Consider the following 13,153-nt stretch of genomic DNA (forward strand, 5'->3'; position numbering starts at 1 on the left):
TGCGCAGGCTGCGGCGGAAAATATCATTCTTTAAAATCGTTGGCGTCCAGTTCATGGCGCGACAGCAATTTATAAAACTCGGTACGGTTGCGGCCCGCCATGCGCGCGGCCTGGGTCACGTTACCCTTGGTGATTTGCAACAGCTTGCGCAGATAGTGCAATTCAAACTGATTGCGCGCCTCGACAAAGGTCGGCAAGGCGGTATTTTCGCCTTCCAGCGCCTGCTCAACCAGCGCTTCACTGATCACCGGCGCAGAGGTCAAGGCCACACACTGTTCGATCACGTTCACCAGTTGGCGCACGTTGCCCGGCCAGGTGGCGGTCATCAGGCGTTTCATGGCATCCGTTGAGAAACTGCGGACAAACGGCTTATGGCGCTTGGCGGATTCACGCAACAGATGATTGGCCAGCAACGGGATATCCTCGGCCCGCTCATTCAACGCCGGGATCTTCAGGTTCACCACGTTCAGGCGGTAGTACAAATCCTCGCGGAATTCGTTTTTCGCCATCGCCTTTTGCAGATCGCGGTGAGTGGCGGAAATAATACGGACGTCAATGTCCAGATCGCGGTTGCTGCCCAGCGGGCGCACCTTGCGCTCCTGCAAAACTCGCAACAACTTAACCTGCAGTGAAAGCGGCATATCGCCGATCTCGTCGAGGAACAGCGTGCCGCCTGCCGCCGCCTGGAACAGCCCTTCGCGGCTGCTGACCGCGCCGGTAAAGGCCCCTTTGGCATGGCCAAACAGTTCGGACTCCAGCAACTGCTCCGGTAACGCGCCGCAGTTAATGGCAATAAAGGCCTTCTTGCCACGCGGGCTGGCGCCGTGGATAGCCTGTGCCAACACCTCTTTACCGGTGCCGCTGTGGCCGTTAATCAATACGCTGACGTCCGACTGCGCCACCATTTTTGCCTGCTCCAGCAGGCGCAGCATAATCGGGCTGCGGGTGACGATGTCCTCACGCCAGCTGTCATCACCGGCTGGCAGTGACAACGACAGCGCATCGTCGATGGCTTTGTACAGCGCATCGCGATCCACCGGTTTGGTCAGGAAGCTGAACACCCCTTGCTGGGTAGCCGCCACCGCGTCCGGGATCGAGCCATGGGCGGTCAGGATGATCACCGGCATGCCCGGCTGGTGCTTTTGGATCTCGACAAACAGCGCCATGCCGTCCATTTCGTCCATCCGCAGGTCGCTGATCACCAGATCAATCTTCTCACGCCCTAACAGGCGCAGCGCTTCCTGGCCACTTTCGGCGGTGGTGACATGGAAACCTTCGCTGGTCAGGCGCATCCCCAGCAGCTTGAGCAGGCTGGGATCGTCGTCAACCAATAACAAATTGGCCGGTTTGCGTGCGGTCATTGCGCGTGAGACTCCTTGTTAGCGGGGGGCGGCGCGTAAGTGTCTTCCGGCTCCACCGGCAGGGCGGTGCCCTTCTCCGGTTCGGCGTCCGACTCTGCCGCCTTGGCCGGTGCGACTTTCTTGCCCGTGGCGTCGGTTTTTTGCTGCGTCCCGCTGTTGTCCGGGATGTCACTCTGCAACTGCTTGCGTGAAGAGAGCTGACGTTCGATATCGGTCAGGTTTTCCAGCTTGCGTGAAGTGTCCTGCAGCTGCGCCTGTAGACGCACCTGGCTCTGACGCAGCGTATCGATCTGGCTGTCGGAGCTTTCCTGCAGGTGTTGATAGCGCACCTTTTCATCAAACAGGGTGATCTGCAGCACCTGCTGTTGACGCCACAGCTGCAACAGCGGGCGCAGGGAACTTGGGAACTCCATGCGGTAACTGTTCAGGCGATCGATCATCTGGCGGCGTTCGCCCGAGGTCGGCTCGGCGCTGCCCAACAGAATGCTTTGCTTGAAAATGCCGTCCCAACTGTTGCCGGGCAAGGTTTTCGCCAGCGCACGGGCCTGGGTTGAACCGATACGATCGGCACAGTCCATGGCGCGCAGCCAGTAAAGTGAGTTATTCAACGCGTCTTTTTCGTCGAGCGGCCACAGGGTGTCGCACGCTGCGATGCGGTAATCCACCACTTTGGTGTCCGGGATCGCTTCCTGCTGCGGCTGATTCAGGCCACCGCTGACCGCACGATCGACGCAGCCCGCTAACAGAAACGGCATAAAAAGAACGCTGCCTAAAAAGGAAAATCGACGCTTGCCGAGCGGCGTGCCCTGTGTGGCACGCGGTGAACGTTCGGTCTGCGAGAGACGAAGGCGTTTAGACCATGTGTACATTATTATTCATTCTCGGCGGTTAATGGCAATTCAATACGGAAGCAGACGTCTGCGCCGGCGACTTCGACCAACTGCAGTTCGCCACGCATGCGGCGGATACAATCCTGCGCGATGCTCAACCCCAGACCGCTTCCTTTTACTGCCCCTTTTCGCTGGTGACTCCCCTGGAAAAAAGGCTCAAAAATCATGGTTTTCTCGGCTTCGGGGATCGGCGTGCCGCTGTTAGCGACATCAATCTGCACCCTTTGCCCAACCTGACGGCTGCGGATCCAAATGTTACCGGATTCCTTGCCGTAGTGCACCGCATTGGAGTAGAGATTATCCAGCACGCGCATTAATAGCGTAGGCTCTGCCCAGCAGATTTCCGCATCCAGTTGGATCTCGGTGCCGATCATTTTTGCCCGCGCCGGCAAACTGTGCGCAGCCACCACCATTTCGACCATCCCTTCCAGCTCAACATTCTCATGTTCTGCCGGACCATCGGCCAGTTTGCGGTTGTAATCCAGCAGTTGTTCAATCAGTTGCTGCAGGTGGCGACTGCTGCCGTCGAGAATGGCCACCACCTCTTTTTGATCTGAGGTCAGCGGACCGGCCACTTCGTCCGCCAGCAGTTCGGTGCCCTCACGCATGCTGGCCAACGGCGTCTTCAACTCATGCGAGATATGGCGCAGGAACTCATGGCGCTGCGACTCCAGCCACGCCAAACGTTCACTCAACCAGATAATGCGCTGTGCCAACGAACGCAGTTCACGCGGTCCTTTAAACAAGGCAGTACTGCCCAACGCCCGCCCTTCCCCCAGACGGTTGATCATGCGCTCGACCGCTTTTACCGGGCCGATAATCATCCGGGTAAACAGCACCACCAGCATCACGCTGACCAGGAACAGCATCAGCGCCTGCCAACCGAAGAACTGGCCGCGCTCGGCGATCGCCTGCTGCAACTGCTGGCCGCGAGAGAACACCACGGCGCGCGTGGCCTGTACCATCTCGGCATTGGAGCGCGAGAACGACTCCAGCAGCGTCGACGCCTGCGAGTCCGGGCCGCTGTTCTGGCATTTAATCGCCGCCAGTTGGGTTAGCAGATCGCGCAAGGTTTGATAATAGCGTTCATCCGGCAGGATCGGCGCGTGGGCATCGAGCATCTGCGAATACTGTTTACGTTGGTTCTGATACAGCCGAGCCAGGGTGGGATCCACCAGCACGCAGTACTGGCGATAGCTGCGTTCCATTTCCAACGCCACGCTGGTCATCGCTTCGCTACGTCGCGCATCCACCAGCGTGGTGCGGTTGATGTCCGCCGCCTGAGCGCTGAGATGATCCAGACTCTGGTAAGCCTGATAGGCCAGCACCAGCAGCGGCAACAGCACCAACAAGAACGCCATCAGCACCAGTTGGCGCAGCGAGCGGGGAAATAAACGCCATCTTTTCAACGAAATCATCTCATTGTCTCTAGTCTGCTTCGATGCTAACCGAGTCGCCGATGAGAGGAAAGCCCGGCGTTCAGCGGAGCGTCAGGAAAATACAGGTCAGCGGGCCATCGTGGGGAGTTTGCGTTTAAGGCTTTCGATAACGGATGAATACAGAGGTAAGCATAATGTTGAGGTTTGACGCTGGGGCAGGGCTGCCCCATCGCAAGAAAGTGTGGATGCCCTTGAATCTCGTCCCCAGGGTGATGTAGCACAAGGCTGGCATCGAACAGGACGAATAGCATCCGTAAGTATCCGGGATTGATGAATATTCATCACAGTTGGATACAGGCGGTGCCTCACTCCACGTGTCGCCCGATGCTTGATAAAGCGCTTGCGCGTCTGTTATCGGTTTGGTTGGACGATAGGCACCATTTCTTTGGCATCATTCGGAGGCTTATGAGGCAACTGTTCCGTCTAAATACGGGGCCGTCATAAAAAGTTGAATGAGCAACTGGGGAGAATAATGCACTTAGCGTGCCAACTTTTCAAGTTATTTTTAATATACTGATATATATGAATAAAAATATTATCCTCTGTCAAAAGTCGCTCATTAACGCCACATCGGGTGAAGAAAAAAACGCCACCCTGTCGTCAAAAACCGACAACTTAAGCCAATTAATTTTTCACCATTATAAATCAATGAGTTAAGTGTCTCTTTTTAGAGACAATGAAAATAGCCTCTGTCGCAAAATGCAGACAACCGCCAGCGCGCAGAACAATAAAAAGGGGCGCAATCTCTTGCGCCCCTCAGGCTAGAGCTAAATGCTCGCTTAACCCAGCTGTTTACGGGCGTTGCGGAACATGCGCATCCACGGGCTGTCTTCGCCCCACTCTTCCGGATGCCACGAGTTGCTGACGGTGCGGAATACCCGCTCCGGATGCGGCATCATCACCGTTGCGCGGCCATTGGTGCTGGTCACTGCGGTGATCCCGTTCGGCGACCCGTTCGGGTTGGCCGGGTAGGTTTCCGTTACCTGGCCGGCATTATCGACAAAGCGTAATGCCACCAGGTTATGGTGTTCCAGCGCTGCCAGATGCGCAGCATCACGGACTTCGACGTGCCCTTCACCGTGCGATACGGCGATCGGCATGCGTGAACCCGCCATGCCCTGCATGAACAGCGACGGGCTGGCCGCCACTTCCACCAGGCTGAAACGCGCTTCAAAACGGTCTGACAGGTTGCGCACGAAGCGCGGCCAGTGTTCAGCACCCGGGATCAGGTCGCGCAGGTTCGACATCATCTGACAGCCGTTACACACGCCCAACGCCAGCGTTTGCGGACGGTGGAAGAAGGACTCGAACTCGTCACGAACGCGATCGTTGAACAGAATCGACTTCGCCCAACCTTCACCGGCGCCCAGTACGTCACCGTATGAGAAGCCCCCGCAGGCCACCAGCGTATGGAAGTCCTGCAGGTCACGACGGCCTTCCAGCAAATCGCTCATGTGAACGTCTACCGCATCAAAACCGGCGCGATGGAATGCCGCAGCCATCTCAACGTGAGAGTTAACCCCTTGCTCACGCAGCACCGCCACTTTAGGGCGCGCGCCCTTGGCGATGTACGGCGCAGCAACGTCTTCTTCCGGTGCGAAGCTCAGTTTGACGTTCAGGCCAGGATCGCGTTCATCCTGCTTGGCCTGGTGCTCCTGATCGGCACATTCCGGGTTATCACGCAGACGCTGCATCTGCCAGGTAGTTTCCGCCCACCAGGTACGCAGCGTGGCACGGCTTTCGCTGTATACCGCTTTATCGCTCTGAGTAATCACAAAGCGATCCCCGGCCTGCACGCTGCCGATGTGGTGAACATTGTCCGTCAGGCCGTGCTGAGCAAACACCTGCTGCACCGCTGCAAGCTGGTCAGCCGTGACCTGGATCACCGCGCCCAACTCTTCGTTGAACAGCGCAGCCAGTGCGTCGCCGCCCAGCCCTTTGATATCTACCTGCACACCGCAGTGACCGGCAAACGCCATTTCCGCCAGCGTGACCAGCAGGCCGCCATCAGAACGGTCGTGGTATGCCAGCAACGCGCGATCGGCCACCAACTGTTGCATGGCATTGAAGAAGCCCGCCAGTTGCTCAACATTACGCACGTCGGCCGGTTTGTCGCCCAGTTGACGATAAACCTGCGCCAGCGCAGTGGCACCCAGCGCGTTATGGCCGTTACCCAGGTCGATCAGCAGCAGCGCGCTGTCGCCTTTATCGGTGCGCAACTGTGGCGTCACCGTGTGGCGTACGTCTTCTACGCGAGCAAAGCCGGTGATCACCAGTGACAACGGCGAGGTCATTTCGCGCTGTTCGTTACCTTCCTGCCAGCGGGTTTTCATCGACATCGAGTCTTTGCCCACCGGAATAGTGATACCCAGCGCCGGGCAAAGCTCTTCGCCCACCGCTTTCACGGCTTCATACAGACCGGCATCTTCACCCGGGTGACCGGCTGCCGCCATCCAGTTAGCAGAAAGCTTCACGCGCTTGAGCGAACCGATTTCGGTTGCCGCCAGGTTGGTCAGGGCTTCTCCGACCGCCAGGCGGCCAGAGGCGGCGAAGTCCAGCAGCGCCACCGGCGCACGTTCGCCGATCGACATCGCTTCACCGTAGTAACTGTCCAGGCTGGCGGTAGTGACCGCACAGTCGGCCACCGGGATCTGCCACGGCCCCACCATCTGATCGCGCGCCACCATACCGGTCACGGTACGGTCGCCAATGGTGATCAGGAAGGTTTTCTCTGCGACGGCCGGCAGGTGCAGAACGCGGTTGACCGCATCGGCCAGGGTGATCTCGTCGCGCTGTAGCGGCTGGCCTTTGGCCTGCAGACGGGTCACGTCACGCGTCATCTTAGGCGTTTTGCCCAACAGCACGTCCAGCGGCATATCGATCGGTTGATTGTCGAAATGGCTGTCGTTAAGCGTCAGATGCTGTTCTTCGGTAGCTTCACCGATCACCGCATAAGGTGCGCGCTCACGGCGGCAAATCTCGTCAAACTGCGCCATCTGCGCCGGGGCAATCGCCATCACATAGCGTTCCTGCGATTCGTTACACCAGACTTCCAGCGGGCTCATGCCCGGTTCGTCGTTCAGGATATCGCGCAGTTCGAAACGACCACCGCGGCCGCCATCGCTGACCAGTTCAGGCATGGCGTTGGACAAGCCGCCGGCACCGACATCGTGGATAAACAGAATCGGGTTTTGCTCGCCCAACTGCCAGCAACGGTCGATCACTTCCTGGCAACGACGTTCCATTTCCGGGTTGTCGCGTTGTACCGAGGCGAAATCCAGATCGGCGTCGGACTGGCCAGAGGCCATAGAAGATGCCGCACCGCCGCCCAGGCCGATATTCATCGCCGGACCGCCCAGCACCACCAGTTTGGCACCGACGGTGATTTCTGCTTTTTGTACGTGGTCGGCACGGATGTTACCGATACCGCCCGCCAGCATGATCGGCTTGTGGTAACCACGCAGTTCCACGCCGTTATGGCTGTTGACCTGCTCTTCATAGGTACGGAAGTAACCCACCAGCGCCGGACGGCCGAATTCGTTGTTAAATGCCGCGCCGCCTAATGGGCCATCGGTCATGATGTCCAGTGCGGTAACGATGCGGTCCGGTTTGCCGAAGTCCTGCTCCCATGGCTGTTCAAAGCCGGGAATACGCAGGTTGGAAACCGAGAAGCCCACCAGACCGGCTTTGGGTTTGGCACCGCGACCGGTAGCGCCTTCGTCACGGATCTCGCCGCCGGAGCCGGTAGCAGCACCCGGCCATGGGGAGATCGCCGTCGGGTGGTTATGGGTTTCCACCTTCATCAGGATATGGGCTTCTTCCTGATGATAATCATACTGACCATTTTCCGGCGCGGCGAAGAAACGGCCGACCTGCGAGCCTTCCATCACGGCCGCATTGTCTTTATAAGCCGACAGCACGTAATCCGGCGTCTGCTCGAAGGTGTTTTTGATCATTTTGAACAGCGACTTCGGCTGCTGTTCACCGTCGATGATCCAGTCGGCGTTGAAAATCTTATGGCGGCAGTGCTCAGAGTTGGCCTGCGCGAACATATAGAGTTCGATATCCGTCGGGTTGCGCCCCAGACCGGTAAAGGCATTCAGCAGATAGTCGATTTCGTCCTCGGCCAGCGCCAGACCCAGCTTGATGTTGGCCTGCTCCAGCGCGCTGCGCCCTTCTCCCAGCATGTCGACCGCCAGGTAAGGTGCCGGCTGATGCTGAGCGAACAGTTGTTCGGCCTGTTGCAGACTGCTGAAGACGGTTTCCATCATGCGGTCGTGCAACAACGTGGCAAGCTGCTGCCATTGTGCTTCGGTCAGCGTCGGGGCCTTGACGTAGAACGCCAGACCGCGCTCCAGCCGCAGCACCAGCTTCAAACCGCAGTTATGGGCGATATCGCTGGCTTTGGAAGACCACGGAGAAATGGTACCCGGACGCGGCGTCACCAACAGCAGGCGGCCTTCAGGGGCATGTTCGGCGAGAGAGGGGCCGTACTTGAGCAAGCGCGCGAGCTTGGCGTGCTCTTCGGTATTTAACGGTGCGCTAACATCAGCAAAGTGGACGTACTCGGCGTAGATATCACTGACCGGGAGTTGAGCGTCCTGGCAGCGGGACAGCAGTTTGGTAACACGAAAAGCCGACAAAGCGGGCGAACCACGCAGTATTTCCATAATCAAAGTTCTCTCGTCTTCGAAGCAACTGACTTCAGCACTTCATTGGGCGCAACAGGGGGAAAACGCGCGCCATTATAGAGAATCTACGCCGCCGACGAAACCGTTTGCGTAGCTATTATTAATAAAAGCTGTCTGCGCCGTCGAATTGTCATAACGTGTCAATAAAGTTGCACGCTGGCGTTTTGTTGCGCAAAATGCCCCGGCACTGTTGATTTAACCATAAGAAAAGACTGGTCAGCCGTCGGCAGTGCATGTGTGCCACCACTGGATAACTATTTGAAACGCCTTAAAATAAACTACATTCTAATCGGTGTTGTTACCTTGCTTCTGGCGCTCGCCCTGTGGCCCAATATTACCTGGCGCGGCGGTCAGGGCGGGCAACTCGAAGAGATCAAATCCCGCGGAGAGTTGCGTATCAGTACGCTAAACTCGCCGTTAACCTATTTCACCACCAAGCAGGGGCCGAGTGGCCTCGACTATGAGCTGGCAAAACGCTTTGCCAACTACCTGGGGGTGAAACTGGTGGTGATCCCGCACAACAACATTAATGACCTGTTTGACGATCTGGACGATGACGACGCCGACCTGTTGGCCGCCGGGCTGATCTACAATCAGGATCGGCTCAGCCGTGCGCGCACCGGCCCGGCTTATTATTCTGTTTCCCAACAGCTGGTCTATCGCCTGGGTACCGCACGCCCGAAAACCTTTGCCGACATTAAAGGCAAACTGGCGGTCGCCTCCGGTTCGGCACACGTCAGCACCCTGAAACAGCTTAAGCAAAGTAAATTCCCGAACCTCAGTTGGGAAGCCTCCAGCGATCTCACTTCGAAAGAGCTGCTGGAGCAGGTGGCCGACGGCAAGCTGGATTACACCCTCGGCGATTCCGTCACCATCGCCCTGCTGCAACGCATTCACCCTCAGTTGGCGGTAGCCTTCGACGTCACCGATGAAGAACCGGTCACCTGGTATCTCAAGCGTGGCAGTGACGACAGCCTGTATGCGGCGATGCTGGACTTCTACAGCCAGATGGTTGATGACGGCACGCTGGCGCGGCTGGAAGAGAAGTACCTCGGCCACGTCGGCAGTTTCGATTACGTCGACACCAAAACCTTCTTGTCCGCCATCGATTCAGTGCTGCCGACCTTCCGTTCTCTGTTTGAAAAGTACGCCAGCGAGATCGACTGGAAGCTGCTGGCGGCCATTGCCTATCAGGAATCACACTGGAACCCGCAGGCGACCTCACCCACCGGCGTACGCGGCCTGATGATGTTGACGCGAGCCACCGCCGACGGACTGGGGGTTAACGATCGTCTCGACCCCGAGGAAAGCATTCAGGGCGGTGCCCTCTACCTGCAAAGGCTGATGGCCAAGGTGCCCGACAGCGTGCCGGAAGATGAACGTATCTGGTTCTCACTGGCGGCCTACAACATGGGCTGGGGCCATATGCTCGATGCCCGTAAGCTGACCAAAATGCAAAAAGGCAATCCGGACAGTTGGGTCGACGTCAAACAGCGCCTGCCGATGCTCAGCCAGAAACGCTACTACCCGCAATTAACCTACGGCTATGCACGCGGGCGCGAAGCCTATAACTACGTGGAAAACATCCGCCGCTATCAGGTTAGCCTGGTCGGTTATTTGCAAGAAAAGGAGAGAAAGGCGGCGCAGGAAGCGGCCGAGCAGGCGGAACTGGGGAAAGGCTATCCGGCCGTGACACCGGAGTTGGCACTGAACTTCTGATTATTCAGGGCTGTTATCCGTATCGCTGCGCTGCGCCTGCTTCAACGCCTTTTTCTGCTCACGACGCAGGCGGAAAAAGTTGCTCAGCGTGGCGGCACACTCCTCGGCCAGTACGCCGGACAGGATCTCCACCTGATGATTCATGCCCGGATGGCGCAAAATATCCACCAGCGATCCTGCCGCACCGGTTTTGACATCGGCCGCGCCGTACACCAACCGACGAATACGGCTGTGCACCATCGCGCCGGCACACATCACGCAGGGCTCCAGAGTCACATATAAGGTTGCGTTCAGCAGACGGTAGTTCTGTAACACCGTCCCGCCTTGTCGCAACGCCATGATCTCCGCATGCGCCGTCGGATCGTGGCGACCAATCGGCCGGTTCCAGCCTTCGCCAATCACCTGATTATCCAGCACCAGCAACGCGCCTACCGGTACCTCGCCCTCTTCCTGCGCACGCAGGGCCAGCCGCAATGCCTGACGCATCCAGTACTCATCATTATATTCAGTCATTGCATCATTCCTCGTGCACTTTGCGGCGGGCATTATACACAGTACCCCCCTTTTGTCGCAGCCACTCGACTATACTGGCCGAATAACAGTGTTTTTCAGGGACAGGAAACATGAAATTCAGCAAAAAGAATGCCGTTGTGGTGCGTAAGGCGCTGGACGGTTGGGTGGGTGAAGGCGCACTGACCTCGCAACAACAGCAACAACTGCTGCAACATGTCGAAGTACAGCCCTTTGACTGGCGAAGACTGGCGCGTTATGCGTTTCTCGCCGCACTGGCTTCGCTGGTGATTGCCATCAGCAGCCTGTTCGCCGACAGCGAGCTGCTTTACCGACTGGGTCAACTGTTCCGCTTCGATGCGCCGGTACGCATGACAATGGCCGCCGTGGTGGCCGCCCTGGGTTATGTCTGGGCGCTGCGCCGTCGCCGCCGTCATCCGGAAAAACGCTATGGCAATGAAGCGGCGCTGTTTGTTGCCGTGCTGTTCACTGCCTGCGCCCTGTGGCAAATGGGCGTCTGGCTCGATAACGGCAGCGGTCGGGTTTCCCTGCTGCTGATGTTTGCCGCCCTGTTGTATGCCGTGATTGGCTGGTTCAGCCGCTCCGGGTTGGTGTGGTGGTTTGCCTTGCTGTCACTCGGCAACGCCTTCGGTGCCGAAACCGGCTATATGTCCGGCTGGGGAGCTTATTGGCTGGGCATGAGCTTCCCAATGCGCTTTATCGCCTTCGGAGCAGTATTGATCGCCGCGGCATTGCTGTTGCGGCCCCTGCTCGCCAGTCGCGGGCTGGAGCGAGTTTCGCTGGCGATGGGTTTGTTGTATCTGTTTATTGCCCTGTGGTTGCTGTCGATCTTTGGTAACTATGACGACCTCGACAGTTGGTACAACGCGCGTCAGATTGAACTGTTCCACTGGAGCCTGTTGTTCGGCCTGGTCGCCGTCGGCTGCATTTGGCTGGGGCTGAAGCGCGACGACGGCATGCTGCGCGGATTCGGGCTGACGTTCCTTGGCATTAACCTCTATACCCGATTCTTCGAGTTTTTCTGGGGCGCCATGCCAAAGGCGATTTTCTTCGTACTGCTCGGCCTGAGCCTGTGGGCATTAGGCCACTATGCAGAAAAGATATGGCAACTGGGCCGTAAACCCCACGATCAGACCGATGATTAAGGCCTGTCGCTTAATCGTAAGTCTTACTGCTGGATTGGGCTGATGCAGGGGAAATAGACCATACAATTAAAATGGTTAAATTGGAATCAAATCAATCACCTGGTCTAACCACCGCAAAATTGCGATAGATCATAATGATTTAATAATTAGCGGAGTAGTGTTTGAGGCAAGCAATAAAGCTTTTATCAAGGAGTGAGTTATGGCTGCCTCAACTTTCTTTATCCCTTCAGTCAATATGATTGGTTCCGGCTGTCTGGACGAAGCGGCAAACACCATGAAACAACAGGGATTGCGCCACGCATTGATCGTGACCGACAAAGTGTTGAATAACATTGGCGTGGTTGCCCAGGTTCAACGGTTGCTCGCCGCACAACAGATCGAAAGCTGCGTTTATGACGGTACTCACCCTAATCCAACTACGCTGAACGTGAAACAGGGCCTGGCGCTGCTGCAAGAACACCGCTGCGACTGTGTAGTCTCGCTCGGTGGAGGTTCGCCGCATGACTGCGCCAAAGGCATTGCGCTGGTCGCGACCAACGGCGGGGAGATCAAGGATTATGAAGGTGTCGATCGCTCTGCCAAACCGCAACTGCCGATGATTGCCATTAACACCACCGCCGGCACCGCCTCCGAAATGACCCGTTTCTGCATCATTACCGATGAAGCACGCCACATCAAAATGGCGATTGTCGATAAACACGTCACCCCGATCCTGTCGGTCAACGATCCGCACCTGATGGCCGGCATGCCAAAAGGGCTGACCGCCGCCACCGGGATGGATGCATTAACCCACGCGATTGAAGCCTACGTTTCCAGCGCCGCCAACCCGATTACCGATGCCTGCGCTCTGAAAGCCGTCACCATGATTGCCGAATCGCTGCGCGACGCGGTTGCCGACGGCAGTAATATGCAGGCGCGTGAAAATATGGCCTATGCCCAGTTCCTGGCCGGCATGGCCTTCAATAACGCTTCACTCGGTTATGTGCACGCCATGGCGCACCAACTCGGCGGTTTCTACGATCTGCCGCATGGGGTATGTAACGCCGTGCTGCTGCCACATGTGCAGGAGTTCAACGCCCGCGTTTGCGCACCACGGCTGAAAGACATCGCCGTCGCCATGGGGCTGGATGTGAAACACCTTAACGACCCACAGGGCGCTGCCGCCTGTATCGCCGCCATCCGTTTGCTGGCGAAAGACGTCGGTATCCCGGCCGGGCTGCTCGATTTAAAGGTGAAAGAACAAGACTTCGATACGCTGGCGGCCAACGCGCTGAAAGATGCCTGCGGTTTTACCAACCCGATACAAGCCACCCACGAGCAGATTGTCGCCATCTTCCGCGCGGCAATGTAAACCACCAAAAACAGCAAAGGGCGGAA

At 57.5% G+C, this 13,153-nt stretch carries 8 protein-coding genes; 3 read left to right on the top strand and 5 right to left on the bottom strand.

The window, feature by feature from the left end:
- Nucleotides 1–23: 23 nt before the first annotated feature.
- From glrR to purL, 4 genes are all read right to left on the bottom strand, one after another.
- Nucleotides 24–1,361 (bottom strand): two-component system response regulator GlrR, encoded by a 1,338-nt coding sequence (gene glrR, locus QOT07_RS19270; protein ID WP_099062688.1) that lies wholly within the window; start codon nt 1,359–1,361, stop codon nt 24–26.
- Nucleotides 1,358–2,230, bottom strand: coding sequence for a two-component system QseEF-associated lipoprotein QseG (qseG, locus tag QOT07_RS19275; RefSeq protein WP_283603770.1), 873 nt, complete (start codon nt 2,228–2,230; stop codon nt 1,358–1,360). Before qseG ends, glrR begins: the two co-directional genes overlap by 4 nt.
- Nucleotides 2,231–2,232: 2 nt before the next feature.
- Nucleotides 2,233–3,669 carry a sensor histidine kinase gene (locus tag QOT07_RS19280; protein WP_099062690.1) on the bottom strand — a complete coding sequence of 479 codons (1,437 nt, stop codon included), beginning with the start codon at nt 3,667–3,669 and terminating at the stop codon, nt 2,233–2,235.
- Nucleotides 3,670–4,469: 800 nt separating this feature from the next.
- Entirely contained in the window at nt 4,470–8,360 is a 3,891-nt protein-coding gene (gene purL, locus QOT07_RS19285; RefSeq protein WP_283603771.1) for a phosphoribosylformylglycinamidine synthase, read from the bottom strand.
- Nucleotides 8,361–8,639: 279 nt separating this feature from the next.
- Here purL and mltF point away from each other — a divergent pair, with 279 nt between their 5' ends.
- Nucleotides 8,640–10,100 carry a membrane-bound lytic murein transglycosylase MltF gene (mltF, locus tag QOT07_RS19290; RefSeq protein ID WP_207979565.1) on the top strand — a complete coding sequence of 487 codons (1,461 nt, stop codon included), beginning with the start codon at nt 8,640–8,642 and terminating at the stop codon, nt 10,098–10,100.
- Here the strand turns inward: mltF and tadA are convergent, their stop codons facing one another.
- Nucleotides 10,101–10,613 carry a tRNA adenosine(34) deaminase TadA gene (gene tadA, locus QOT07_RS19295; protein WP_099062692.1) on the bottom strand — a complete coding sequence of 171 codons (513 nt, stop codon included), beginning with the start codon at nt 10,611–10,613 and terminating at the stop codon, nt 10,101–10,103.
- 110 nt (nt 10,614–10,723) lie between these two features.
- Here tadA and QOT07_RS19300 point away from each other — a divergent pair, with 110 nt between their 5' ends.
- Both QOT07_RS19300 and yiaY read left to right on the top strand, forming a co-directional pair.
- Complete coding sequence (locus tag QOT07_RS19300; RefSeq protein WP_283603772.1) at nt 10,724–11,776, top strand: DUF2157 domain-containing protein; 1,053 nt, start codon at nt 10,724–10,726, stop codon at nt 11,774–11,776.
- Nucleotides 11,777–11,975: 199 nt separating this feature from the next.
- A complete protein-coding gene (gene yiaY, locus QOT07_RS19305; RefSeq protein WP_099062694.1) occupies nt 11,976–13,127 on the top strand; it encodes an L-threonine dehydrogenase in 1,152 nt (383 codons plus the stop codon).
- The last annotated feature ends 26 nt before the right edge of the window (nt 13,128–13,153 follow it).

Source organism: Serratia proteamaculans (assembly GCF_949794035.1).
GTDB lineage: Bacteria > Pseudomonadota > Gammaproteobacteria > Enterobacterales > Enterobacteriaceae > Serratia > Serratia proteamaculans.

Bases quoted from the DNA above. Each gene is read 5' to 3' on its own strand.
- tadA (WP_099062692.1), bottom strand. From the start codon at position 10,613: ATGACTGAATATAATGATGAGTACTGGATGCGTCAGGCATTGCGGCTG.
- purL (WP_283603771.1), bottom strand. From the start codon at position 8,360: ATGGAAATACTGCGTGGTTCGCCCGCTTTGTCGGCTTTTCGTGTTACC.
- qseG (WP_283603770.1), bottom strand. From the start codon at position 2,230: ATGTACACATGGTCTAAACGCCTTCGTCTCTCGCAGACCGAACGTTCA.
- yiaY (WP_099062694.1), top strand. From the start codon at position 11,976: ATGGCTGCCTCAACTTTCTTTATCCCTTCAGTCAATATGATTGGTTCC.
- QOT07_RS19300 (WP_283603772.1), top strand. From the start codon at position 10,724: ATGAAATTCAGCAAAAAGAATGCCGTTGTGGTGCGTAAGGCGCTGGAC.
- glrR (WP_099062688.1), bottom strand. From the start codon at position 1,361: ATGACCGCACGCAAACCGGCCAATTTGTTATTGGTTGACGACGATCCC.
- QOT07_RS19280 (WP_099062690.1), bottom strand. From the start codon at position 3,669: ATGATTTCGTTGAAAAGATGGCGTTTATTTCCCCGCTCGCTGCGCCAA.